We start from the raw sequence: 25,908 nt of genomic DNA, 5'->3' as shown, positions 1-25,908 counted from the left end.
CTTCCAGCAGCGAAATAAAATACGTATCCATTTAAATGATAAAGCTCTCACCGCTGACTGATGTGAATTGCCTTTCTGACGCTGCTGTGCGTAGTACAACCCAGCCCAATATGATGAGTAGACAGTTTTAGCTGACCATTCTATGAACGATTGCCTTAAGAATTTAGAGCATTGCCAACGCCAGTGTACCCATGATTTTTGACCACTCCTCTGAGTCACCGGTGCAATTCCTGCGTACATTTGCACTTCAGATGCATGTTTAAATCTATCTCTGTTTTCCCCCCATTGCTACTAATAATCTAGGTGCCATAAATAAGCCTGCACTTGGTAACGATTTAAATAGCTCAGCATCGGGCATCTCATTGAACAGTTTATCTATTTCTTTATCGTATCTTTTAATTGCTTTAACTGTTGCTGTGATTTGATCCGTTAGTGATAGTGCGAGCAGCTGATGAGGCTCGATAATTGCGAGATCTTCCGTAATATATTGAGCTTTTTGTATTGCTTCAATTCGTTGCTCAATCAATGTTACAGATCTTCCACCTGAAGCTAAAAAGAAATTTCTGATGGTTTCTTCCTCTCGCTCTCTTTAACTTTTTTAGGTTGGGCCAGCGATTAATGAAACGACAGAACAACACCGATTCTCTATGGCTAAAGAGTTCTAATAACTGAGGGAAATACTGTTTAAGTGTATTTATCAACCGATTACCAAAACGTCTCCGATCTTCAACTAGCCTACGACGCTGCTCGACTAGGTATCCGAGTTTTCTTATCTCCTCGCGCTGCATCGTTAGCGGCTTGATCTTACCTGGATAGTTAAGCATTAGATCTAACGCAAATTCTGCATCTGTAGGATCGTCCTTGGCTAATAGCGTCGGATTAACTGGGTATATCGTAATGAAGCTATATTTTTGTAATGCATATACAATTGGCTCTCTGGTCAATTCAACGGCGATGGCAATTTTACCTCAAAAACGTTTATGTAATGACAAAATTCATTCATCAATACTCTCTGGCGAATGAGATAAAATACCAAACTCACGTTTTGATTGTTTTCGACCTTGAAGACAATAGTCATGTTTACTATCAGCCCAATCAATTCCAATATGAGCAATAATATTTATCATAAACCACCTCTGTAATTTAAGGGTGTTCAATCAGTATGCTCAGCTCTTCGAAAGTAATATAGATAGTAATTTATACAAGCTCTGAGTATTCGTTATTGAACTTAAGCGTACCTATGACATCGAAAGCAAAGCGGAAATCATTGATATGTTTAGTGGTAATTGTTCGTATGCTGTAGGCACTAACTTGAACAGATCAAGTATGGTATATTCCAGGCTTGAAAGACTATATTGTGGTAAAAGTGATCGTTAAATAAAGGGACTAGAGTAAATATAAATGATTTGTCGCGGTGGCGACGACACCCAGAAGAAAGAGTGAGACTGCCTCCACTCTTTCTTCCTCCCTTTGGAATCCATCGGAGCTGCTACATCAAACGTAATCCTACATTCAGCACAATATCTTCGACGTAACAGCAATGAAGGCACATCCATGTGCCACATTGCTTTTGCCATCATCCATGATGGCAATACGTGAATCTTGTGCTTCACTCCGGCGTTTGAATAAGCAGACTTGGTGTTTGTTGATAGAGTGTCATTAATAACGAACCAAGAGTTATTCGGTACTTATAATTCAACGCTGTTCCCAAGCACTCCAAATCCCATCTCAGTGAATAAATCTCAATTTTGTAAAGTGTCAGTCAAGCGGAGCCATGGATGGCGAAGACTGCCGCTTTTCATGGACGAATATCGGCAGGTATTGACTGTAAACACAAAGTTGATGATTTATGTTTTCACTGAGTAGGGCGTCGCAGGGGTTCCAAGGGGAGGCGCGGCGGTACGTCGCCCCTTGGGTGTGGTCGCCACCGCGACGCCAAGCAGGAATAAACTCACTCCAAACCTAATGATAGGTTTTAACTATCATATCTATAATTACTATCGATTATACTAATCCACCCCCGATCGTTATTATTATCCCATCTTAAACGAAGCGCTACTTTTTATAAGACAGGTTCTTAGAAGAAAACGCTTCAATTGTTCAACCAACAATTACTTAACTCAATGGGATTTCATTATGAACCAATCAATAATCAATACTAAATTATTACCTTTTAACGCGACTGCTTTTCACAACGGTGAGTTCGTAGAATTAAGTGAAAAAGACCTTGCAGATAAATGGTCAATTTTCTTTTTCTACCCTGCTGATTTCACTTTTGTTTGCCCTACAGAATTAGGCGACATGGCAGACCATTACGCAGAGTTACAAAAAATGGGCGTTGAAGTTTACTCAGTATCAACTGATACCCACTTTACCCATAAAGCATGGCACGATACTTCAGATACCATTAAAAAAATCACCTACCCTATGATTGGTGACCCAACTGGCGCAATTACGCGTAATTTCGGTGTCATGATTGAAGAAGAAGGTTTAGCACTTCGTGGTACGTTTGTGATTAACCCTGAAGGCGAAATCAAAATTGCAGAAGTTCATGACCTAGGTATAGGCCGTAGTGCAGTAGAATTGCTTCGCAAAGTTAAAGCTGCTCAATATGTTGCAGAGCATGACGGTGAAGTTTGTCCAGCAGCATGGCAACCAGGTGCAGAAACCCTCGCACCATCTCTAGACTTAGTAGGAAAAATTTAAGTTACGATTAGTTAAGTTTTCCTTAGATTCGTTTTAATGCTTACTGCTCTGCGTTACGAGGGCTTCACATAGGCAAGCTATGCTACAGCCCTCGCGCCTTGAGCAAAAAGCATTTAATTCAAATCTAAAGTCAAACTTCGGCGAAATAAGGATGTTTCGCACTTACTAATTAACAGCAAAACTACAGTTCCTTTCCCTTATCACTTTCCGAATGAAAGCTTTTCCAGTTCTCATCAATTATCAGTAGAGGTCATTATGTTAGACACCAACTTACAAACACAATTAAAAAGTTATTTAGAAAATTTAAAAACACCCGTCGAGTTAGTCACCTTTACCGATGAAAGTCCTAAGGCAAAAGAACTTAGCCAACTAGTAAAGCAGATCGCTGAGTTATCCCCACTGGTAACTGCTATTGATGGTAACCTTTCTTCTAGTAAAGCTGAGCAAGCCCGTAATGAAAGAGTGCCGTCGATGTTAGTGCGCTCGGTAGCAACCGGCAGTGAAATGCGTTTTGCTGGCCTGCCTATGGGGCATGAATTTACTTCGCTGGTGATGGCGTTATTGCACAGTGGTTCTCATCCGTTAAAAATTGAGCAAGAACAAATAGAGCAAGTCCGTAATCTTGAGGGCGAGTTTGAATTTGAAACCTATATTTCACTTAGTTGCCAAAATTGCCCTGATGTCGTGCAAGCCTTAAATATGATGGCGGCAATTAACCCACAAATAAAACACACCATGATAGATGGCTCATTATTTCAAACCGAAGTCTTTGATCGTGATGTCATGGCTGTACCGACAGTCTTTTTAAATGGTGAGTCCTTTAGTCAAGGGCGGGTATCCTTAACAGATATTTTAAATAAAGTAGATAAAAATGCCGGGGCACGACAAGCCAAGGCGCTTGAGAATAAGGAGGTTTACGACTTTTTAGTGGTTGGTGGTGGCCCAGCAGGCGCTGCAGCAGCAATATATGCAGTACGAAAGGGCATCTCAACTGGCTTAGTGGCCGACAGATTTGGCGGACAAGTTAGCGATACCATGGCGATAGAAAACTTTATTTCAGTAAAAGCCACTCAAGGGCCAAAATTGGTTGCTAGTTTAGAAGAACATGTGCGTGAATATGATGTCGATATCATGAATGGCAATAAAGCGAGCCAAGTCAAACGAAATGAAGAAACAGGCTTGATTGAAGTCAGTCTAGAAAATGGCGCAGTACTTAAGAGTAAAGCGGTTGTGTTGGCAACAGGAGCACGTTGGCGTGAAATGAACGTGCCCGGTGAAAATGAATACCGCGGTAAAGGTGTTGCTTACTGCCCACATTGTGATGGACCATTATTTAAAGGTAAACCCGTTGCGGTTATTGGTGGTGGTAATTCAGGTATCGAAGCTGCCATTGATTTAGCCGGTATTGTTGAGCATGTTACCGTTTTAGAATTCGCTGATACCCTACGCGCCGATGAGGTGTTAGTACGAAAAGCTAACTCATTAGCCAATATCACTATTATTACTAATGCGCAAACCACCGAAGTCATGGGTGATGGTAAACGCGTAACGAGTTTGATCTACACCGATCGCACCAATGGTGACAGTCATGAAGTGACTCTGGCAGGTATCTTCGTGCAAATAGGTTTAATGCCAAACAGTGAGTTTTTACAAGGTGACATCGAGTTAACTAATCGTGGTGAAATTATTGCCGGTAGTCGCGGTGAAACTTCTGTGGCGGGGGTGTTTGCTGCCGGTGATGTTACCAACAACCCCTATAAGCAAATAATTATTGCGATGGGTAGTGGTGCAAACGCTGCCTTAGGTGCTTTTGACTACCTTATTCGCCAAGATGTTTAACAAGGCCTATTTAAAGGGGGTTAATATTAGCTTTTAGCGATAAAACTCTCTACATTATAAAAAACCGCCTAAAGATCATTGTTTAAGCGGTTTTTTATTGCGTTTAATTATTACCTTTATGGAATGCCTTCAAGCATTATCTGTAGGAGTTACTTTCTGGTTACAGTAAATAAACACTCTGTTAGTAACTCAACTTTATCGCGATGGCTTTCTGATATACTCAATGTTATCTATTTTATTAAGTTATCCATTTTATTAACATATAAGGCCAAGTTACGCCGCTATGTTATTGACATTTTTCCTGATTAAAAAAGAAGTTTTCCTTGCGCCTTTTTAAATATATTGTAGTTGTTTTTACCTTGCTGATTATGGTGCTTGCTACGGCTTTTTACAGTCGAAGTTCAGTGGTCATCTCTATTGTAAACGACTATTTATCACAGCATGAAAGTGCGATAACCTGTATTGATTTTAATGTGAATAGCAATTTTGATCTGCAGATAACACACTTATGTATTGATTCCCCTTATGCGGAAATTGACTTAACCAACATACTTATAAAATGGCGCTTTGAGGTAAATAACCTATCAGCTGAAAAGATTATAGAGGCAATTTCGTCGATAGATATCGCCTCAGCTAATGTGCGTGTTAAAGCTAATATTAAACTTGATGACAATCACAACGAAAATACTGTAACTCTTAGCGATCTGCCGACACTTATCCGCAATGAGTTTCAAACGTTAACTCAGCTTTGGCCTGCTTTTGACATAGCTATTCAATCATTTAATTATCAGCCTTTTCTTGCTGGAAATGATAAAAATCCGCAAAGAAATAAGTACTATCAGGGTCAGTTTACAACAACCGCTTGGCAAATTTATTTTTCTTTGGCAAACCAAAACCAGCAGGAAATATTGTCTTTACAGCTGAATAAAATCGACCAAGGTCTTAGTGACAATATTAGCGCTAAAGTAAGCGCTGATTTAGCTCAGATGAGCATATTATTAAGTCAGCATCAAGCCTTTCTACCGGTAAGTATATCAAGCCTATTAACCAATGAAGTGGCCGATATCTGCGCTTTGTCGGGGGATTTTGTCAGCGATATTACTTGGCAAAAGCAAACGTTAAGCATGGTAAGTAAAGTAAGAAAACTGGCTTTTATGGTGCCGCAAAGTATCGCTCAATTTGGGCTGGTTAAGTTAGAGACAACACTCGTTTGGCATACCCAGTTAAAGGATGAGATATTAAGTGTTGATTTTGATTTTGATGACGCCGAGGACCGAGGTAATGCACTGCAGTTAACATTTGAGCAAGGTCAACTCATCGACTCACTATCAGCTAAAAATCATGACCAACGTTTGATAAATTTCCTTAACGATAATGTCATTAACGACATTAGCGTTATCCCTGCGGGTTCAATCATCATAGATTTTACTGAGCAGAGTCTTACCAGTGATGGTATAAGCTTTCACGCGAATCATTTAAATGAGCCGATAGGCTTATCACTCAATAATTTAGTTTTTAGTTTTGATGATCAGCCAACATTCGCGCTTAGCTTACAGCAAGGGCATTTTTTAATGGTGGGCAAAGTGAACATTGCTCAGTTACAGCCTTATAGTCAATACCCAGTTAAACTAAACATTGCTGGCCAACTAGAACAACAAAGTGATTTATGGCAGCTAAACTTAGCCCCAGAGACTTCCATAACAGTAGTTCAGTTAAGTGTACCGGCAAGCCACTCTCAACAAGGAAAATCTAATTCTAAATCTAAATCTAAAACTAAAGCGCAAACAAGGTTAAAATCGTTAATTAGTCACTGGCACGGTTATGTGAAAATGGCGAAAAAAAGTTTGCCAAGCACGGCAATAAATCATGCTGAGATAACGTTTGAACTGGCGGTGAATAACCAGGTTAGCCAGTTAAGTATCTCCGAGTTAATACAGATAAACACCCTGGAACTCGATGCTAAGCTCAGTGGCAGTATTGATAATATAGTGATTAACACTGAAGTTATTGCCGATAAAGTCGCTATAGCATCAGTAAGATTAACCGGCGATATAGCTGAACCTCACATAGAGGTATTTGCCAATGAGGTATTACTCACAGAGGTTTTAGCGTTAAAGATAGAATTACCCGTTGAATTGAAACTTATTGACGGCACACTCAGTTACCATTTATCAGGGCAATTCAAAAATACTGAAGATTTAACGGCTAATCCAATGTCATTGGTCTTATTGGTACAAGATGTCAGTGGCGAAATTGAGGGTACTTGGGTGCAAGGACTGAACTGGCAACAAAAATTTAGCTTACAAGCAGGTCAGTTCAAATCGGTAACGACAAAGAGTGGTAATAAAATAACTAATAATTTGACCATTGATAAAATAGAAAGCGCGACACCGATTACTCAATTTTCGACAAAAACACGGATCAACATCTCCGAAGATGTGCTAAAACTTAACCTTAATAATATCTCTGGAAACTTGTTGGGTGGACGTTTTGATATTGCTCAGGCGCAATGGCCCTTTACCAAAGTGCTAGCCGTTCAGGTTAACTTAACTGAAATAGATTTAGAAAAGCTACTCGAATTAGATAAAAATCAGGGTATAGTCGTCACGGGTAAAGTTTCCGGACAATTTCCCATTTATTATGATGGCGAAGACTTCTTAATCAAAGCGGGCAGCTTGTATAACGTCGGTAATGGTATTATCCAAGTTTATAATAACCCAGCGGTAGCAGAGTTAAAGACCAGTAGCACTGAATTGAAACTAGTATTTAGTGCCTTGGAAAACTTACATTATCATCATTTAACGTCAGCAGTCTCCATGGCTGATGATGGTTATATGTTACTCGTCACCGAGATTAAGGGCAGAAACCCCGATTTAGATAATGAAGTTAATTTGAATTTAAACCTGAACTACGATTTGTTAGGTTTGTTAGAGTCACTTAATATTACTGAGCACTTTGAGAATAAAGTACTCAAAGGCTTACAAAAAAAGAACTAAGGAATATTTATGGATAAAATACTGGCAGCGCTGCTAGCGGCTTTTTTAATTACCGCTTGTACCCACAGAGTTGAAGTGAGTGCTAAAGAGCCAATCACCATTAATTTAAATCTCAAAATTGATCATGAAATTCGAGTGAAAGTAGATAAAGAGCTCGATGATATTTTCAGTGATGATAGTGATATTTTTTAGGAGTAATGATGAAAAAATTAATAATGCAGACAACCAAGCACTCACTTAAGCGATTAATTAAGAAAGTAAGCCTGGTACTTGTTGCCTCTACTATGGCCTTTTCGGCATGGGCGATATCCATTGATCAAGCAAAACAGCAAGGCCTTGTTGGTGAAATGCCTAATGGATATTTAGGTGTCGTTGTGGCAAGTAGTGAAGCAAGTAGCTTAGTTGAGATGGTAAATAAAAAGCGTAAAGATATTTATCTCAATCTAGCGCGGAAAAACAAAATCACCATGCAACAAATGACTAAGCTAGCTGGTGAGAAAGCTATCGGAAAAACCCAATCAGGACATTTTATTAAAAACGCCTCAGGTCAATGGGTTAAGAAATAACTTTTTTAGTTGAGGTTAAGTAATAAAATAACTAAAGCCGTAATACTTGTTAAGTCTTACGGCTTTTTTGTGCTTGTTTATCAATCCCTGCTAATAGTTTTAATTTCTTTGGCAAAATACCTGCTTCTAGGTTTATAAAACGCTTCGATGTTTACTACTATTATTAAAGAATTAATGTGTTATCGATCATGGTGGGAGCAAAGATGAAAATCTTAATAACGGGCGGCACTGGCTTAATTGGCCGGCACTTTATCAACTCATTTCAGCAGCCCTATCAATTCACCGTGTTAACACGCAATAGTCAAAAGGCAGCAAGGTGCCTTCCAACAGGCGTTGATTTTATTGAGGAATTACCGGATCAAAATCACTATGAGGTGATCATTAATCTTGCCGGTGAGCCTATCGTTGATAGACGTTGGACCGAAAAGCAAAAAGAAAAAATTTGTCAAAGTCGTTGGCAAATAACTGAGCAAGTTGTTGCCATGATTGAGCGGGCTAAATTTAAGCCTAGTTGTTTAATTAGTGGCTCAGCCATAGGTTATTATGGCGAAACCGGTAATGTTTCCACCTTTGAAGACGCAAAAGTAAAACAAGCGGACTTCGCCCATTCATTATGTAAAAAGTGGGAGGACATTGCGTTAAAGGCGCGTGAGCATTGCCGAGTAGTACTGTTACGCACCGGTGTCGTTTTGGCTAATGATGGCGGCGCACTGAGCAAAATGCGATTGCCATTTTCTTTAGGTTTAGGAGGCAAGCTTGGTGATGGTCAACAAGTTATGTCGTGGATACATATCGAGGATATGGTGCACGCCATTCAATTTTCTATACTCAATGAGAAAATTGAGGGAGCTATAAATTGCACTTCACCCCATGCCTTAACCAATGCTGATTTTACTAAAACCTTAGGCGAGCAATTTAATCGAGCCACTTTCTTTACTGTACCGGAATTTATGCTCAATATTTTGATGGGCCAAGGTGCTGAGTTATTACTCACCAGTCAAAATGTTTTCCCGCAAAAGCTGCTTAACCATGAGTTTGACTTTAATCACAGTAACCTTAAACATGCTCTTACGGATTTACTCTAACTATTGCTTTATAAAGGTATTACCGTCGTAATTTAAGCTGGCAATTTGATTATCGATTTGGTTAAACTGCAGCATATTGCCATTAAACATAACAAACTCTGTACGGATAGAGTTAGGTTTGGTAAATGCTAATGCTGAGGTTTTCAGTTGGCCCCAAGTTAGCGCGAAGTTTCCTTCATCATCAAGACTGATTTCAATGTTGCCTAATGTTGGGTGAGTGTACTTGCCGCGATAGTCCTTTTTATCATTAGATAATTGCCACTTTCTACTGGCTAATTTAGCTTTATGTTTGGCTAGCATGGTCGGCAGTTTTTCTGAGACCGAGGTCACGTTTTCTAAACCTGATTGAGCTTCAACCGTGCCGTCAGATTGTCCTAATAATATCGAATAAGCAATATGACTAATTGCCCTGGTAATACGTCGGCTAATAAAGTCCTCGTTATTAAGTACTACTAGACCAATATTTTTTTCAGGCATAAATGAGATAAGTGCATGGGTACCAGCAAAGCCACCTAAGTGATGTAACATACGCTCGCCATGATAATCACCGGTAAACCAACCCCAAGCATAACCATCACGAATAAAGTCATCATATTTACCCTCTGCTATTATTTGTTGGCTCTGTGAGGTGGCGATTATGCTCGCTGGAATAACTTGCTTGCCATTAATTTTACCTTGATTGAGCTGGGCAATTACCATCTGTGCCATGTCACTTGCCGAAGTCACCATGCCACCGGCTGAGTGCATGGTGTTATCAACTTTCTCTAGATAAAGCGGTTCAGTTTTTTTATGTTCAATAGAATTGATAAAAGAGTAGGGTTTGGCCACATCCCACTGTTTTTGTCTCGCTGTCGACATTACTGAACTGGTGTGTCTCATACCTAACGGCGTGAACACATTGTTTTGTATTTTTTCTTGCCAAGTAATCTTATTATTGGCGTCTGACCAGACACTCAACAGGTTATAGCCAAAATTAGTGTAATCAAATTCACCATGTTTAGTTTCTTCAAGAAGTTTGGTTTGCTCAAAAAGCATCTGTTTGCGACTGGATAAATCATGAATGCCGGTATAGGCAACTGCCCAGCCAAGATCTTCATTATCTATACCCGAGCCATGTACCAGTAAATCTTGTACAGTCACTTGGTTGAGTACTTCAGCAGATAATTGCTTAAATGATCCTTGGGGAAATAAGCTCGCTAGGGTATCGGTTGCTTTTAATTCATTATTATCAATATCGATTAACGTGCTTAAGGCATAAAAGGGTTTAGTTGTAGAGGCAACATAAAAAGCGGTGTCTTTAGTCACTTGTTTTTTCTTGGCAATATCGCTATAGCCAAAGTTCTGTTGATAGATAATTTTACCGTCTTTGATAATGGCAATAGCGGTGCCTGAAGGTAATTCTGTCGTTACTTTTGCTTGCTCGACAAATTTTGTCAGCGCTGAAAAGTCTGTGGCTTGCGCGTTGTGCATGGAACTAGTGGCAACTACCGAGGTTAATAGGGCTAGATAAGTCATTTTAATCATTGTAATTTCCTTGTATTGAGCCTTTAGTTTTTTATTGTTGGTTTTTTATTGTTGATAACGAGATTTAAAATTAGTAAATACATTGTTTTCAGTAGAAAAAGGATGTAAATGTTCTGTTTCATCCAAGATTTGTTGGCAACGTTTAATATCGCCAGCAGGAATAGCTTGTTTTAAGTCGGTAAGAATAAGCTCATAAATTAGCCCGCAATACATTTCCATACAGATCAGTGCACTTTTTGATTTAAACGCTTGAATAACGTTAACAAAATCTGCGGTTAATATGGCCGTTAATGACTCCCGTCCATCAGCGCAAAACTTAAAAGAGCTATGGTCAGTTTTTGCGTAGACTTGCTCACCCTTTTGTCTCAGTGTTATTTTTGCACCTTTAATACTTATGGTTTGATAAACCTTAACGCGCACCTCAACACCCCGGCTTACTGCTTGCTCTAATAGCAAGGCAAAGTATTTAGCCGCTTCGGGCTTTAGCTCTGCCACTATGATTGAGCTAGCTTGCTCTATCATTAATTTTGCTGTCGTCAGTACTTGCTCGGTATTTTTTAATTGGTAAACATTTTCATCGTCTTGTTGGGCGGGTAGCTGTTTTAGCTGCTGTTCTAATTCCGAAATATTTTCTGCAAAGCGTGATTGCGCACTGGTTAAAACTTGCTGCCAAGGTGCGGCATGGCAAATTTTACTATCGCCGACAGTGATCTCGACCGCGCCTTTATTTGATAAACCTTCTACTGCTTTATAAACATTCGCCACGGCTTTACCAATGCCTTTGGCTACGGCATAGCCAGTACTGTCACCGTTGATCAACAAGTGTAAGTACACTTCACTTTCTAGCTGGGTAAAGCCTAATTGACTTAATTGGCTAGTTAGCGCTTGGTATTGGCTTTGATTATTTTTACTCATTTTATGACTTTAATATAGTAGTAGCTAGTGATACTACTATAATTCTTTTTATTATGGTTAAGCAATATTTTTATCACTGGGCTTTGTAACAAGAGATTTAAAAATCAGCGATAGATGTTGATTTCACTGACAGGAGCATTTTATTTTTGAGGGAATTAAAAAGAAAGGCCTTATCAATTATTCATTTGATAAGGCCTTTTATTAAGGAATATTTAAAAGTATCGTTCTGCCGTGTATAGCAGTGAACTGATACCAAGCGCACTGAATCATAAAACTGATATCACTATCTCTTAAGCAGAGTTCATTTTAAGCAGATTTTTGTTAAAACTACGCTCATGGACAATATGGTACAGCAGCGGTAATACCAATAACGTCAGTAACGTTGATGACATGATACCGCCAATCACTACTGTCGCTAAAGGACGCTGTACTTCTGCGCCAGTACCCACGTTAAGTGCCATAGGCACAAAACCTAATCCCGCCACTAAAGCCGTCATCAATACCGGTCTTAGTCTGATCATAGCGCCATCTATTATCGCTGAAACTAACTCAGTGCGTTCTTTACAAAGCTCCCTGATAAAGGCCAACATCACTAAGCCGTTTAATACCGCTACGCCTGATAGGGCAATAAAACCGACACCGGCAGAAATAGACAGTGGCATATCGCGCAGCCATAATGAAATCACGCCACCGGTGAGTGCCAATGGTATACCAGTGAAAATGATTGCCGCATCTTTAACTGAACTAAACGCCATGATTAACAGTGCAAAAATCAGTGCTAGTGTCAGTGGTAAGACAATGGATAAACGTTGACTAGCCGATTCAAGCTGCTCAAAGGTACCGCCATATTCAAGCCAATAGCCAGCGGGAATTTCAACCTCCTGACTCACTTTAGCTTTCACTTCGTTAACAAAACTGCCGAGATCTTTACCGCGAACATTAGCGGTAACCACTATGCGTCTTTTACCATTTTCTCGGCTAATTTGGTTTGGCGCTGGCGATATGTCGAGTGTTGCCACCTCAGATAAAGGCACATAACCGCCAGTTGCTAAAGAAATCGGCAGCTCTGCGAGTTTATTAATATCACGCCTGATGGGCTCTGGTAATCTCACTACGATATTGAAACGACGATCGCCCTCAAAAATAAGCCCGACATTTTCACCGCCAATCGCCGTTGCGACGATATCTTGTACCTGTTGAATTGTTAATCCATAACGAGCCAAGGCTTCGCGCTTTGGCACTACTGACAACATAGGTAAGCCAGTCACTTGTTCAACTTGAATATCGCTAGCACCATCAATTTGTTCAAGCACTTCACGAATGGCATTGGCCGAGGTTAATAACTGCCCTAAATCATCACCGATGACTTTAATGCCTAAATCCGCCCTAACTCCAGAAATCAGCTCGTTAAAACGCATTTCAATGGGCTGGGTTAATTCGAAATTATTACCTGGCAGCTTGGCTACTTTAGCCAGGATCTCAGCGGCTAATTCACTATGAGTTAAACTCGGATCAGGCCACTCACTGCGTGGTTTTAACATAATAAAGGTATCGGCAATATTAGGTGGCATAGGATCATTGGCTATTTCTGGTGTGCCTATTTTTGAAAATACATTCACTACTTGCGGGAATTGACTAATGTTCAACTCAAGGTGTTTTTGCATCTCAACCGCTTGTTCAATACCGGTGCCAGGAATTCGTAGTGCTTGCAGTAAAATATCTTCTTCGTTCAGTTGTGGAATAAACTCTGAGCCTAAAGTTGTTGCCAGCCAAGCACACAACACTACCAGTATCGTTGCCAGTGAAAGCACTAACCAACGCACTTTCATCGCTAAAATTAATAACGGTTTATAGAGTGACTTACTGACTTTTATCACCAGACTTTCTTTATCGCTAATATCGCCAGTCATAAATAAGGCAATAGCCGCAGGGACTAAAGTCACCGATAAAACTAAGGCAGACAACAAGGCAATAACGACAGTAGCCGCCATCGGTTGGAACATCTTGCCTTCTACGCCGGTTAATGAAAAGAGTGGGATATAAACCACAGTAATAATAATTACGCCGAAGATGCTTGGCCTTATCACTTCATTGGTGGCTTGAAAAACCACATGTAGCCTATCTTTTAGTGCTAATCTCGCGCCGTTATGACGCTGTGCCTCAGCTAGGCGGCGGGTAGTATTTTCAACAATAATGACCGCGCCATCGACGATTAAACCAAAATCTAATGCGCCTAAACTCATTAAGTTTGCTGAAACGCCCGCTTGTACCATACCTGTAATGGTTGCGAGCATGGTTAGTGGAATAACCGCGGCGGTAATTAACGCCGCTCTAACGTTACCTAATAATAGTAATAACACCACGATGACCAATAAAGCGCCTTCGACTAGGTTCTTTTGTACTGTGGCAATGGCTTTATCCACTAGGGTGGTTCTGTCATAAACAGCGGTTATTGTGACCCCTTGAGGTAAAGAGCTTTGTACTTGCGCTAACTTTTTAGCAACCGCTAAGGATACTTCTCTTGCGTTCTCGCCAACTAACATCATGGCAGCGCCGAGCACAGTTTCTTTACCATTGTGGGTAGCAGCGCCTGTGCGCAGGGCTTTTCCTATGGCAACTTCAGCAATATCACTTACTTTGATTGGCGTATTGCTAATCTTTTTACCATTATTTGTGGTAAATATTTTTATGACTACTTGTTCAATATCCGTAATGGTTTTCAGTTGTCCGGGCGATCTAACCGTCAGCTGTTGGCCATTACTTTCAATATAACCGGCACCACGATTACTGTTATTGGCCGCTATTGCGCTTTGTATATCAGCGAAAGAAAGGTCAAATTCAAGCATTTTTCTCGGCGATGGGGTGATGTGATATTGCTTATCAAAACCGCCGATAGTGTTTACTTCGGTCACACCTTTTACTAAAGCGAGTTGCGGTTTAATAATCCAGTCCTGTATTTCTCTAAGGGCGGTGGCATCATAAGGCTTACCATTGGTTTGTCTGGCATCAGGATCCGCATCTAGGGTATACATAAATATCTCGCCAAGGCCGGTCGATACAGGCCCCATTGTTGGCGATAAACCGGCAGGCAATTTACCCTTGATGGCATTGAGACGTTCGTTAATTAAACTGCGAGCAAAATATAAATCAGTGCCTTCAGAAAAAACTACCGTAACTTGTGATAAACCATACCGTGACAATGAGCGGGTATAGGATAAATTTGGTAAACCCTTTAAAGCATTTTCTACGGTATAAGTAATGCGTTGCTCAGTTTCTAACGGTGAATAACCATCAGCACGGGTATTAATTTGTACTTGCACATTGGTGATATCAGGGACGGCATCAATAGGCAGTTTTTGATAACTCCAATAACCAGCGGCCATTAGCAGCAATGTTAAAGAAATAATTAGCCAACGTTTGGCAATGGAGAAGCGTAAAAGTGATTCAATCATAAGTGAGTCCTAGTGGTGATGCGCAGCACTAGATTTCTCTAGCTCAGCTTTGAGTAAATAGCTGTTTTTAACACCGTAGCTCTCGCCTTGATTTAGCCCGGATAATACTTGAGAGAACTGACCATCGCTAAGCCCTAAGCTAACTTCTCGCACTTCAAAGCCATGGTCATTTTTGATAAATATTACCTTTTTACCCTTCATCACTTGAATGGCGTGGTTATCAATCACTAGTGGCACCGATTTTTTGTTAATAACAACAGCGCCTTTGAGCAAATTACCGGCAAACCAGTTACCTTGAGTATTATCGAGTGGCACTCTGGCAATAATGAAAGGGCTATTTTTTGAGCTAGGTAAGAGCTGGCTAATAGCGGAGTCAGTAAATTGTTGCTCTCTGCTAATAGACACGGATTGACCTATAGCTACTTTGGATTGTTGAGTGGCAAATACTTGCAACTCAAGCCATAACTTTTGATGATCTTCAATGGTCACTAATACCTGCTGATTGGCTAATTCACCTGGATTGGCATTACGCTTAGTAACCATGCCTGAAATAGCGGCATAAACGCTATAGCGCATTAAACTATTATTAGATTCTATTTCAGCAATAAGTTGACCTTTTTTTACTTTATCGCCGACATTTACCGTCAGTTTAGTAATCATACCGGCGAAGCGTGCTCGAACTTGACTGACTGAACTTGGCTCAGTTGTTAATGTGCCATATAAGGTTAAACGCTGTTTTATTTCACCAGGGTTTGCTGTTTGGCAAGTAATACCGACAGTTTTCATCATCTCGGCAGATATTTCTATATGACCCTCTTCGCCATGTTCATCGCCCTGTGTTTCAGCGTGTTCGTCAGTATGATCGTCTTCGTGCTCGCCAGCATGTTCAGCAACTTTTTTATCTGCATGGCTATTTCCATGCGTAACTACAGGGGAAGTCGCATAACTTGTTAGGGTGAAGGGCAGGGTAAGTAATAAAGCAACCAGTAAGACACCGTTCTTTAAATTGTTAGCTAAAAAGTGATTGTTCATTAGATTATCCTTGGGTAAAGCGGTTACTTGAGAATGACGTTTGTTGTTGAAGGTGTTGCCTACCGTATTGTGCAAAATGCTGTGAGGCGGGTAGAGGCTCGGCTATCAACTGTTCTATGTCTGCGCCAAAATGCAGCGCCGCGGTGGCTGACTTAATCAGTGCGCGCCTAGCCAGTAGTAATTCTTGTCTGGCGTTTAAATAATCTAGATAACTATAAAGGCCACGTTGATAGGCTATTTGTGTTTCAGTAAGCGCTGCTTCAAGCAGCGGAATAATGGTTTCTCTTAAGCGATTCGCGGTGTAAATAGCTTGTTGTCGACTCGAATAGGCCTGTTGTAATTGGTTATGTAACTGCAGCAAAGCGGTGGTTTTTCTTGCTTGTACCTCATCTCGCTCAGCTTGTGCGCTAAGAATGGCGCCATCATTATTGCTTGAGCTAAACAACGGCATGCTAAAGCCGGCAACAAGGGCGGTATCACCGACATCTTGTAGTTGCTTTACGCCAAGAGTCCACTGAATATCGGTACTTGATTGGCTTTTGGCTAAACGTAATTGTGCGTTTTTAAGACGCTCTTCACTGGCAAAGGCGAGCAGGGCAGGGTTTTTCTGGATTTTGGCATAGAGTTGTTCAAAAGCGACATCTGGTGAAAAGTGATATAGATTTCCGGCGACGGTGTTAAATGTCGGTGAACTGTTATTCGAACTTTCATTCCACTTTTCATTCCAGCTTTCATTCCACTTTTCATTCCATAATAGGGCTAAGGACATTTTCGCAGCTACAAATTTTTGCTGCTTAGATGACGCGCTTAAGCGAGCATTACCAACGGCGGCCATGGCACGTTTTATTTCAGCCTTTGGCGTAGAGCCCGCTTTGGCACGCTTTTCAACGGCCAATAAAGTCTCTTCTGCCAAGCTTGTTGCATCAAAGGCCAACAGCAAACTTTCTTGGCCGGCCAGTACATTAATATAGCGGCGAGTAACCTCAGCCAATAGCGTTAAGGCGGTAATTTTCCGTTCAGCAGCTAACATAGCACTTCTATGAGTTCCCAAATCACGACGTGCATCACGCTTACCACCCATTTCAATAACGGACGATAAAGACACGGTAAACTCGGCGCCAGCAAAGCCTTTTAACTCACCGCTGCCGGCAAAATTTTCTGCTTCAAACGCTAACTGATAACCGGGTGCTAGCGCTTGCGTTTGTTGTTGGCCATTTATGGCTGCTTGACGCAAAGTAAAAACTTTAAAAGCGGGGTTTTCTTTAAGCGCACGTTGAATGGCGACAGCCAATGTTAAGGTACCAGAAGCTGCTGAGTTCCTATTGTTAATACTCACATCAGTCGTACCCTTGTTACTACTTTTTACCTCAGTAGTGCTCTTGTTACTACTTTTCACGTAAGTAGAGAGAGACTGCACTTCTGCTTGTGCGGCGGAACTTATACTAAGCATTAATATAACCAAGCCTGATAGTGACTTAAGTCTTAAGCTCGTTTGTTGTACTCGCTTTGTGGGCGAGGAAAAAGGCCAGAACATGTATTTTCCTATGGTTGCTAGGTACTAAAGTAGCGAGTAAAGTTGAGCATTTTTGAGGTGTTTTCACTAACAAAGCTGCCCAACGTTAGCTATAATGGCGGCATAATAAACCTTCCAGTCACAGTAAGGTCAACAGTTAAAAGTAGTTATTTAAACTATTATGAGTAAGTGTATGAATTCAATTATGAAAGGTAGTATAAAGACTGACAGTAAGGCGAGTTTGAAGGTTTACATTAAAGCTAGTATGAAGGCTTACATCAAAATAGGTCAGCTGGCCAAGGTTACCAATGTTGCTAGTAAGACCATTCGCTATTACGAAGAGATAGGTTTATTGCCCGAGGCACATCGCAATGACAATGGCTATCGAGAATATGGTAATAACGATGTTGAGCGTTTGGTGTTTATTCGTCGCTGTCGGGAACTACAAATTCCACTAGAACAAATTAAGACACTGATTGCAGTACAACTCGATCAAAAATCATCATGCAAGGAAGTCGATGCGTTGATTGAGCAACAGTTAGCTAAGGTAAGAAAAACCATTGCCGAGCTAACGATGTTAGAGCAAACGTTACATACCTTAGCGACCTCTTGCCCGAATGATAAAGTCGGCGATTGTCAAATATTAAAGAATTTACAGCAAGAAAATGAATAACGCTCATACTTCACCATGATGGAGCTAATAAGTGTTTATAGCAATTGTTTGCTTGAAGACAACTAAATTTAAAAAAAGTAACTAACCCAGCCTACCTGTATATAATTTTTTATATTCAAGTACACAGGCCTGATAAACGTTTTTTGATATTTCGGTACCAAAACATCGTGTGTGGATAAATTCGCCATGACTTTCATAAGTACTTGAATTATAAAGAATATATTTTATTTTTTGTTTGCCGTATACCATAGCAGGGAAGTTGGTAAAGGATTCAAATTTCGACAATTTACTCATCATATGATCTAAACATGTCTTGTCGAATTGAAACTCAGAGACATGATGGCCGACATACTCTGCTTCAGTGTAACCTAAGGTATCTAATTCATGCTGATTGGCATATTTAATGACGCCTTCGGGGGAAACAGCGTGGATGCCAATATTTGAATTTTTAATAAAATCTAGAGGGTTTTCTATAAGCACTACTTTAGCCACCTTAATTACCTTGCTCAACCTTGAGTATATTCAATATTTATGAATAGGTAAAATTTAATTAGCCATTCTTATAATTCATCTAAAGGATCGTAGGCATCTTTTTCTAACCGAATACATTCCTTTTGAGATTTGCCAACCAAGTGTGAACAGTTAGCATTTTTAGCCGGAGGGTTATGGGTTGCCGCTTCTTTATCGGGCGTTTTTTGAGCTTCTTTCAATAGAGCACTCGCTAGGTATACGGCGGCATCGGCTGTGCTACAGTTTTGACCTTTGGCTGTGTAGGGGCTGTTAGGGTCTTCAAAATGTTGATCAGTAGAGCAACCTGAACTGACAGGTATTACACAGCCAGATAAAAGTGTCATCAAGGCGATGCTACAGACAGAAATTATAATACTTTTATACATTATTTCTCTTTATTTTATTCATAAACTCCATAAGGCTTAGTATAAATGAATACGGCCTGGTAATTATTTTAAGACTTTTATTTCTAAAATTAGTTCACTAAGGCGCGGTTAATTTTATGCTGCATATAAATTACATGAAATATTGAAGTGATAAAAGGATTTAACCACAGAGAATCCCCCTTTAACGGCTCCGGTGATTAAGTTAATTCGATTGCACACCATAACAATCCAGCTGATATCGAAAATTGAGGCAATAATACCAAACGGATTAATTAATTGACCAACTTAGAGCTGCACTAGCGAGCTTAGAACAAACAAAATGGATTAAACATAGTTATTCTATATTTCATTCATTTTGTGATGTTATCAGTTTGCTAATGAGCTCCCGAAGGGCGAGTTTAAAAGGCTTACATGCAGCGTTATTGATTTTGATAAGGGAATAACCATTATCTTCAATCAATGCCTTGCCTCTAAGCCTTTTAATTCTAGCTAAGTGATCAATAAATTAGTCCGATTGGTATAAGATGCAGGACAATTGAGTTACCTAATATGTCGGGATTATCTAAATGGTATAAACCATAAAGTAAACTGGTGAAAGTAAGGCTAAATATAGCCGAAGTGATAATCATAAAACTTACTGGGATTTTATAAGCAGTGTTGTGGTTAATTTGTTTAGAGAAATAATACAATTTATAGATTAAGTAACCGCCTAGGGTGATTACACACAGCAGGAGGATTTTAACCGTAGAATCGAGGGTGAAAAGGTTATTAAATTTTTGTGGCATTTTAATTCCCTAATAAAAATTATTCGCTTACTGCTGCCTGTTCTAATTTTCTCTTTATAGCGGCATCAAGTTGACCTTTTGTGATCGCTAAGTCCACTTCTAATGCGCGTCGCTCTTTTACTGATTCTTTATCTTCTTTGTCTTGCAGCAGTTGAATTTTTACACTTAGTTCGAGTACCTTCATCGCTAATTCACGAATCTCTTTATCTAAATCACTCTCACCGGATTTTTTGGCTGCGGCAGCTTCTTCTGGAGACATAACACCATTTAAGCTGCTGGCATCTATGTTTTTTTTGTTTTCAGCTTCTTTTTCTTCGGCTGCTGCAGATTTAGCCTCAGCGGATAACACTACTTCATCTGGTTGTAGTTGCTTATTTATTTTTTGAATAGTCTCAGAATCTTGTGAGGAGGAATCAATGGCAGTTTCGCTAATTTCTGGGGTTGATGTCATTTGCGCTCGACGCTGACTCTCATTTGGATAAAATTGTGTTGCTGTAGTCATTGCAGAGTTTATGTTTTCCATGGTGACTTCCTTTGTGACCAAGTATTCAATAATAAGAGCTGATTGCCCTTCGCTATTTATTACACATTAGTCTCTGAGTATACGTGGTAACAGGCGGGTTATCTATTGCTTACATTTTGCCAGTATTTGTTTTCTGCGTAGGCAATAATCGTTTATAGTGCCCATCTCATCTCATCTCATCTCATCGCAAGTTTATTAAGGAATAGTTAACTATGGTAAAAGTTATCACGCTAATCAGTGCGCTAAGTGCATTAACACTTTTTGGTTGTAGTCAACAAGAAGTGCATACCTCAAAATCGGCGTTAGCGTTAAGTCATAGTGATACCATAATCAAGGCTTCCGCATTGTCTAAAGATGGTCAGTTAAACTTAGTTGCTGATGGTAAAACTGTTTGTTTATGGAAGAATAGCCAAGAGGAATCGCCATTACATTGCTTAACAGGCAATGACGCGCAGTTTATCGAGTTGCTTGATATTAGTGAAAATAATCAATTTTATTTAGTGTCGAATCAAGTAACGGTGCGCTTATATTCGGTGCAGGGTCATAAACCACTGGGCGAGTGGACAGTGGCAGGCAATATCATCAATGATATGGATATCTCTGCTGATGGCAGCAAAATATTGTTAGGTTTTCGCAGCGGCAAAGCCAGTATCATTGATGTTAAGTCTAACAAAGTGAGTACTTTTGATAAGCATAGATTAAATATTAATTCAGTGAGTTTATCAGATGATGGCGAAGTGGCCTTTACTGGCTCCAGTGATAAAAAGGCACGGTTATGGCAAACCAACTCAGGAGAGAATATTCATGAGTTTTCTCATGGCTCAAGAGTAAATCATGTCAGTATAAGTAGTGATGGTAAGGTTGGTTTTACCCTTGATGCGATAAAAGATCGCACTTTTTGGGATTTATCGACAGGAAAAGTGCTGGCGGAATTAGATACCAATTTACGTTTTTTCGAGTTTAATGATTCAATATTCTCTGCCGATAATTCGCTGTTGTTAACCGGCTCTCCTAAACAAGTTATCAAACTTTGGCGGGTAGCTGATGGCGTCTTAATCGCTGAGTGGCAATCGACAATGACACGAGGTCGTTCTTCTGTGCTTAGTGTTGCTTATTCAGGCCAAGATAAAGCTGTTACCACCAATAGCGATGGCCTATTCGAACATTGGCAGTTGCCCACTGTTAACAACAAAAAATAAAGTTAAAAGAAGAGGAAGTCACTTAAGCTGAAGTGACTTTGCCTGCGAAATATCTAAGCTTTAATTATAAGGGCTTCTATACTGAATAAATAAGTGTTCAATGAGGGACTCGCTGTGGTGAGTAAACTAATATTATTTAGTATTCTTATACTTTTACCTTTTCAGTTATTCGCCGTAGAAAAACTTAGGATTTTCACTTGGCCAGGTTATGTGACCACTGAAAATATAATCCAAGTAAATAAAATATTAGCAGATAAGGGTTATAACTATCAGGTCGAAGTTTTAACCACGCAAGCTGAAGACGCTGACCAAATGTTTTCTGTGATTAGAAACAAACAATGTGATATTACTTTCCTGACCCTTTTTTTTATTAAAATGCATGGTGAGCAGATTTCCAAACTGCTACAACCAATAAATATTCACTCTCCTCGATTAACAAACTATAAAAATCTGGATCCAAAACTCACTCAAATATCAATGGGAATGCAAAATGGTAAACCTCTGTATATTCCTTGGGGTGGAGGTGTTTATGGTTTTTATGTTAATACTCAAAAGGTTAAAAAGCACGAGGTACCTAAATCAGTAAAGGATTTATGGGGTGTTAAGTGGCGTAACAAGTTTTCATTAAATCAAGGACAGTTTTGGTATAACGTCGGTTTAACTCTACAAGCGCTAGACTATCATCCTTTTTATTTAGATCAATTAGCACAAAATAATGATCGTAGTGCCTTAAAAGAGTTACTTTCAAAGCAGGGGGTTTTGCTCGATAAATTTAAGCAGCTTTATAATAATGCTGGCGGGTTTTGGCAAAGCTCAACCAAGTTTACCGAAAATCTTGAAATAGTATCTAGTTGGGGGCCAGAGATAAAAGTTCAAAATGATAAAGGAGGAAAATGGCAGTTAATTGATTTCGAAGAAGGGCATTTAGCTTGGCTTGATACCATTAATTTTGTACGAGATCTTAAAAATGAAAAACTAGCAGCTGCAGAAGTCGTTGCTAATTATTTCATTGATAAAAAAGTTCAGCAGAGAATTGTCGATGAACTTTCTATGTTGCCTGCCTCGGTTAACTTAGATAGTAGAGGGTTATTAGATAATTACCCAAACCTGTTTAATGCTGATTTATTTGTACCGCCCTATAGTCAACTTTCTTATAGCTTGATGCAGCAAATGGTTGAACAGGTTGAACAGGTTGAATAGTATTTTTCTTAACGTGTAATACCAAACGGATCAATTAATTAGTCCAATTGGTATCAATAGCTCTAAAATTCAATTAAATCCTAGCTAAAAAGTAAGGCTAAAAGTTGCACCACCATGGTCATTATTACGCACTGCCACTTTGCCATTATGTGCTAGCATTACTTGTCTTGTTAGCGCTAAACCGACACCTGAGCCGTCTTTTTTTGTGGTAAAAAAGGGCACGAAAATTTGTGACATATTTTCTTCTTTAATACCTTTACCGTTATCTGCAACCTCAATGACCACATGACCACGAACATTGAGAAAAGCATACAGGGAAATTTGTGGCTTTAAGCTTTGCTTGTTTCTTTCATCCTCTACTTGTATGAGAGCTTGCTCGGCATTTAACAACAAATTAAGTAATATTTGCTCGATCATATCTGCATCGACGTTTATATCTAAGGCTTGAGGTATGATACTGCAAGTTAACTCAATATCACTTTGGTGCCAGTTTTGCTTAGCCAGCGTTGTTACATGACTAAACAGTGTGGTCACGGATACAACTTTTTTATTAGGTGAGGGCAGGCGTGTTAAACGGCGATAGCTGGTAACAAACTGCATTAAGCCGTCACTTCTTCTCGCGACGGTTTTTACCGCACTTAAAACATCGTCTAGCTCTTCAGCTAATTCTTCAGTTAACTTTTTAGCTAACGTTTCAGAAAGCTCATTGTTCATTGCCGATAATTGCTGAGTCTTTACTTGCACATCTTCTACTAGGTCAACGGCTGTTTTAGCCAATGATGCTACCGGGGTAATGCTGTTCATTATTTCGTGTGTTAAAACACTGACCAAATCTTGCCAAGCTTGTAGTTGAGCTTTGGCGAGTTCACTTTGAATGTCTTGCATGCTCAGTAAGGTTTCGTGTTGTGTCGCGGTTGTTATCTCAGTGGCAGAGACTATAAGTTTGTGTTCCATGCCATCAATGGTGATATTTACCAGGGTACGATCGCCCGCTAAAATGCCTTGTAACTTTTTCGGGAAGTCTTTATTAAACTGTGCCAAATCATCAATATGGGTAACCGCATTTACGCCGAATAAACGCCTAACGCTGTTGTTCCATAAAGTGATTTTACCGCTATGTTCAATGCTTAATAGCGGCACGGGGACATGCTCAATAATAGTTTTGATATGACGTAACTCAGCCTCTTGATTTGAACGTACTGTTTGAATACGCTTTAAAATATCGCTGAAGGTTGTGCCTAATTCGTCAAAGCCTGTGCCAAGCGATTTCAGCTCAAAGCGCTGTGAAAAATCGGCATGACGCACAGCATCAAAAAAGCGCACTAACTCAGCATTGGTTTTTGAAATAAAACGTATTATTTCAAAAAATTGTAAGGCGAGTACTACCGATAATAGCAAAATAGTGGCGTGATAACCTTCGTGTATAACGGCTTGCGTAAGACAAATCAGCGTTAACATCGCCAAAATAGTGCGGGCAGCTACGAGTAGTGAAAACCGTTTAAAGTCCATGTTTTTCCATCCGGCGGTAGAGGGCAGCGCGAGTTAAACCAAGCTCTTTGGCAGTATGACTAATATTAAATCGATGTTTTTTAAGTGCTAAAGCAATAGCCTTTTTTTCTATCTGCTCTAAATTGAGCTCATCGGGCGGTGATAAATCGACGTTTGGTGTTACGGCTGTGACGCCCAATTCTGGCTCTGCTGTAGATGTTGGTGGCGTTGCTTTAACATGGCTAGGTAAATCAAGTTGAAAATCGCTCGGTATCAGCATTTCAGACTGACTTAATATCATCGCCCGTTCAATCGCGTGGCGCAGCTCTCTAATATTTCCCGGCCAATTATAAGATGAAATAGCGGTTAATGCTGCAACACTTAATTGTTTAATGCTTTTACCTTGCGGTTGATATTTCTTGGCGTAAAAATCGACATAATGGCGGGCAATCAGTGCTATGTCCTCACTGCGTTCGCGCAAAGGTGGTAATTGAATTTCAACGGTATTGAGCCTAAATAATAAATCGGGACGAAAATGTTTTTCATTTTTTAGGATATCTGGTTTTAAATTGGTGGCAGACACCACTCTGACATTAAACGCGATGGCTTTGTTCTCGCCCAAAGGGGTAACTTTTCGTTGCTCCAATACCGTGAGTAACTTAGCCTGTAAATGCAGGGGTAAGTTACCAATTTCATCTAAAAATAAGGTACCACCGTCTGCGGCTTGCAGGCGACCAACTCTATCGTGTTGCGCGCCGGTAAAGGCACCTTTCTTATGACCAAACAACTCACTTTCAAATAATGTTTCGCTAATTGCGCCTAAATCAACAGACATAAAAACTTGTTGAGCGCGAGTGCTTTGCTGATGAATTTCTCGAGCAACTAGCTCTTTTCCGGTGCCATTTTCACCCAATATCATTATATTCGCTTCGGTTGGCGCAGAGCGAGTTATTAAAGATTGAATATGTTTCATCGCGGGTGATTGACCGAGCATATTTTGCTGACTTGCCGAATTACTCGCTTGTACTAAGACCTTGTTGGTTTCTCGTAAGGATTGCGCCTCACTGCGGCTTCTGCCCAGTAATACTGCCGTTGATACCGTGGCGATAACTTTTTCATTTTGCCAAGGTTTGGCAATGTAGTCGGTCGCGCCTAATTTCATTGCTTCAACCGCAACATTAACGCCACCGTGGGCGGTGATCATGATAATAACGCTTTCTGGTTTTATCTCTAATATTTTTTGTAGCCAATAAAAACCTTGGGCTCCGGAGCTTTCCCCGGGGCCAAAATTCATATCTAAGATAATAGCGTCAAAATGCTGATCGTTAATAAAGCGAGGAATATGCTCAGGCACATTACAGGTACTGATCTGTGAAAAATGGCGTTTTAGCAGTAACTTGCCCGCCGTTAAAATATCTTCATCGTCATCAACAATGAGGATCTTACCTTCTTTTTTCACGCTAAAATTTCCTCTTATTCAGTTTAAGATTAGGTTTGTGCTTAGGTTGTGCTTAGG

General features: G+C 40.0%; 19 protein-coding genes and 1 pseudogene. 9 read left to right on the top strand and 11 right to left on the bottom strand.

From position 1 onward, the window contains the following. A pseudogene (locus tag F580_RS27030) lies at positions 1-1,127 on the bottom strand (IS110 family transposase); the annotation flags it as partial. A gap of 1,009 nt (positions 1,128-2,136) precedes the next feature. On the opposite strand from F580_RS27030, the gene ahpC reads away from it, so the two are divergent. The 6 genes from ahpC (at position 2,137) to F580_RS0122215 (ending at position 9,192) form a co-directional block, all read left to right on the top strand. After that, positions 2,137-2,706, top strand: a complete 570-nt coding sequence (ahpC, locus tag F580_RS0122240) for an alkyl hydroperoxide reductase subunit C (RefSeq protein WP_019029973.1) — start codon at positions 2,137-2,139, stop codon at positions 2,704-2,706. Positions 2,707-2,961: 255 nt separating this feature from the next. Next, a complete protein-coding gene (ahpF, locus tag F580_RS0122235) occupies positions 2,962-4,545 on the top strand; it encodes an alkyl hydroperoxide reductase subunit F (protein WP_019029972.1) in 1,584 nt (527 codons plus the stop codon). Between the two features lie 323 nt (positions 4,546-4,868). After that, positions 4,869-7,541 carry an intermembrane phospholipid transport protein YdbH family protein gene (locus F580_RS0122230; protein WP_019029971.1) on the top strand — a complete coding sequence of 891 codons (2,673 nt, stop codon included), beginning with the start codon at positions 4,869-4,871 and terminating at the stop codon, positions 7,539-7,541. Between the two features lie 9 nt (positions 7,542-7,550). Beyond that, complete coding sequence (locus tag F580_RS0122225) at positions 7,551-7,733, top strand: YnbE family lipoprotein (RefSeq protein ID WP_019029970.1); 183 nt, start codon at positions 7,551-7,553, stop codon at positions 7,731-7,733. Positions 7,734-7,741: 8 nt separating this feature from the next. Then, positions 7,742-8,107 carry a YdbL family probable chaperone protein gene (locus tag F580_RS0122220; protein ID WP_019029969.1) on the top strand — a complete coding sequence of 122 codons (366 nt, stop codon included), beginning with the start codon at positions 7,742-7,744 and terminating at the stop codon, positions 8,105-8,107. A gap of 203 nt (positions 8,108-8,310) precedes the next feature. Next, entirely contained in the window at positions 8,311-9,192 is an 882-nt protein-coding gene (locus F580_RS0122215) for a TIGR01777 family oxidoreductase (RefSeq protein WP_019029968.1), read from the top strand. Here the strand turns inward: F580_RS0122215 and F580_RS0122210 are convergent, their stop codons facing one another. From F580_RS0122210 to F580_RS0122190, 5 genes are all read right to left on the bottom strand, one after another. Beyond that, positions 9,193-10,716: a serine hydrolase domain-containing protein gene (locus F580_RS0122210; RefSeq protein ID WP_019029967.1), complete on the bottom strand. Its 1,524-nt coding sequence runs from the start codon at positions 10,714-10,716 to the stop codon at positions 9,193-9,195. A 45-nt stretch (positions 10,717-10,761) separates the two neighbouring features. Beyond that, positions 10,762-11,631: a TrmB family transcriptional regulator gene (locus tag F580_RS0122205; RefSeq protein ID WP_019029966.1), complete on the bottom strand. Its 870-nt coding sequence runs from the start codon at positions 11,629-11,631 to the stop codon at positions 10,762-10,764. Between the two features lie 290 nt (positions 11,632-11,921). Continuing rightward, positions 11,922-15,083: an efflux RND transporter permease subunit gene (locus F580_RS25160; RefSeq protein WP_019029965.1), complete on the bottom strand. Its 3,162-nt coding sequence runs from the start codon at positions 15,081-15,083 to the stop codon at positions 11,922-11,924. Positions 15,084-15,092: 9 nt separating this feature from the next. Then, positions 15,093-16,115, bottom strand: a complete 1,023-nt coding sequence (locus F580_RS0122195) for an efflux RND transporter periplasmic adaptor subunit (RefSeq protein ID WP_019029964.1) — start codon at positions 16,113-16,115, stop codon at positions 15,093-15,095. A gap of 4 nt (positions 16,116-16,119) precedes the next feature. Next, positions 16,120-17,565, bottom strand: a complete 1,446-nt coding sequence (locus F580_RS0122190; protein ID WP_157443218.1) for a TolC family protein — start codon at positions 17,563-17,565, stop codon at positions 16,120-16,122. A gap of 268 nt (positions 17,566-17,833) precedes the next feature. Between F580_RS0122190 and F580_RS0122185 the strand changes: the two genes are divergently transcribed. Continuing rightward, positions 17,834-18,301 (top strand): Cd(II)/Pb(II)-responsive transcriptional regulator, encoded by a 468-nt coding sequence (locus F580_RS0122185; RefSeq protein WP_019029962.1) that lies wholly within the window; start codon positions 17,834-17,836, stop codon positions 18,299-18,301. A gap of 81 nt (positions 18,302-18,382) precedes the next feature. On the opposite strand, the gene F580_RS0122180 is transcribed toward F580_RS0122185, so the two are convergent. From F580_RS0122180 to F580_RS0122165, 3 genes are all read right to left on the bottom strand, one after another. After that, positions 18,383-18,793 carry a PAS domain-containing protein gene (locus F580_RS0122180; RefSeq protein ID WP_019029961.1) on the bottom strand — a complete coding sequence of 137 codons (411 nt, stop codon included), beginning with the start codon at positions 18,791-18,793 and terminating at the stop codon, positions 18,383-18,385. A gap of 68 nt (positions 18,794-18,861) precedes the next feature. Beyond that, positions 18,862-19,197, bottom strand: coding sequence for a hypothetical protein (locus tag F580_RS25750; RefSeq protein ID WP_019029960.1), 336 nt, complete (start codon positions 19,195-19,197; stop codon positions 18,862-18,864). An 804-nt stretch (positions 19,198-20,001) separates the two neighbouring features. Then, complete coding sequence (locus tag F580_RS0122165; RefSeq protein ID WP_019029958.1) at positions 20,002-20,505, bottom strand: hypothetical protein; 504 nt, start codon at positions 20,503-20,505, stop codon at positions 20,002-20,004. Between the two features lie 212 nt (positions 20,506-20,717). On the opposite strand from F580_RS0122165, the gene F580_RS0122160 reads away from it, so the two are divergent. Both F580_RS0122160 and F580_RS0122155 read left to right on the top strand, forming a co-directional pair. Further along, positions 20,718-21,704, top strand: coding sequence for a WD40 repeat domain-containing protein (locus F580_RS0122160; protein ID WP_019029957.1), 987 nt, complete (start codon positions 20,718-20,720; stop codon positions 21,702-21,704). 117 nt (positions 21,705-21,821) lie between these two features. Next, a complete protein-coding gene (locus F580_RS0122155) occupies positions 21,822-22,904 on the top strand; it encodes an ABC transporter substrate-binding protein (RefSeq protein ID WP_040357886.1) in 1,083 nt (360 codons plus the stop codon). A gap of 84 nt (positions 22,905-22,988) precedes the next feature. Here F580_RS0122155 and F580_RS0122150 read toward each other — a convergent pair whose 3' ends face one another. After that, the gene (locus F580_RS0122150; protein WP_019029955.1) at positions 22,989-24,413 is read right to left on the bottom strand and encodes a sensor histidine kinase; all 1,425 of its coding nucleotides are present in this window, start codon (positions 24,411-24,413) and stop codon (positions 22,989-22,991) included. Further along, positions 24,403-25,851, bottom strand: a complete 1,449-nt coding sequence (locus tag F580_RS0122145; protein WP_019029954.1) for a sigma-54-dependent transcriptional regulator — start codon at positions 25,849-25,851, stop codon at positions 24,403-24,405. The genes F580_RS0122150 and F580_RS0122145 overlap by 11 nt, the downstream gene beginning before the upstream one ends. Between the last annotated feature and the right edge of the window lie 57 nt (positions 25,852-25,908).

This window comes from Colwellia piezophila ATCC BAA-637 (genome assembly GCF_000378625.1).
Classification (GTDB): Bacteria; Pseudomonadota; Gammaproteobacteria; order Enterobacterales; family Alteromonadaceae; genus Colwellia; species Colwellia piezophila.
Note: the sequence above shows the minus strand (reverse complement) of the source record. Positions and strands in the feature narration are given on the sequence as shown.

Bases quoted from the DNA above. Each gene is read 5' to 3' on its own strand.
- ahpC (WP_019029973.1), top strand. From the start codon at position 2,137: ATGAACCAATCAATAATCAATACTAAATTATTACCTTTTAACGCGACT.
- ahpF (WP_019029972.1), top strand. From the start codon at position 2,962: ATGTTAGACACCAACTTACAAACACAATTAAAAAGTTATTTAGAAAAT.
- F580_RS0122225 (WP_019029970.1), top strand. From the start codon at position 7,551: ATGGATAAAATACTGGCAGCGCTGCTAGCGGCTTTTTTAATTACCGCT.
- F580_RS0122220 (WP_019029969.1), top strand. From the start codon at position 7,742: ATGAAAAAATTAATAATGCAGACAACCAAGCACTCACTTAAGCGATTA.
- F580_RS0122215 (WP_019029968.1), top strand. From the start codon at position 8,311: ATGAAAATCTTAATAACGGGCGGCACTGGCTTAATTGGCCGGCACTTT.
- F580_RS0122210 (WP_019029967.1), bottom strand. From the start codon at position 10,716: ATGATTAAAATGACTTATCTAGCCCTATTAACCTCGGTAGTTGCCACT.
- F580_RS0122205 (WP_019029966.1), bottom strand. From the start codon at position 11,631: ATGAGTAAAAATAATCAAAGCCAATACCAAGCGCTAACTAGCCAATTA.
- F580_RS25160 (WP_019029965.1), bottom strand. From the start codon at position 15,083: ATGATTGAATCACTTTTACGCTTCTCCATTGCCAAACGTTGGCTAATT.
- F580_RS0122195 (WP_019029964.1), bottom strand. From the start codon at position 16,115: ATGAACAATCACTTTTTAGCTAACAATTTAAAGAACGGTGTCTTACTG.
- F580_RS0122190 (WP_157443218.1), bottom strand. From the start codon at position 17,565: ATGCTTAGTATAAGTTCCGCCGCACAAGCAGAAGTGCAGTCTCTCTCT.
- F580_RS0122185 (WP_019029962.1), top strand. From the start codon at position 17,834: ATGAAAGGTAGTATAAAGACTGACAGTAAGGCGAGTTTGAAGGTTTAC.
- F580_RS25750 (WP_019029960.1), bottom strand. From the start codon at position 19,197: ATGTATAAAAGTATTATAATTTCTGTCTGTAGCATCGCCTTGATGACA.
- F580_RS0122165 (WP_019029958.1), bottom strand. From the start codon at position 20,505: ATGGAAAACATAAACTCTGCAATGACTACAGCAACACAATTTTATCCA.
- F580_RS0122160 (WP_019029957.1), top strand. From the start codon at position 20,718: ATGGTAAAAGTTATCACGCTAATCAGTGCGCTAAGTGCATTAACACTT.
- F580_RS0122150 (WP_019029955.1), bottom strand. From the start codon at position 24,413: ATGGACTTTAAACGGTTTTCACTACTCGTAGCTGCCCGCACTATTTTG.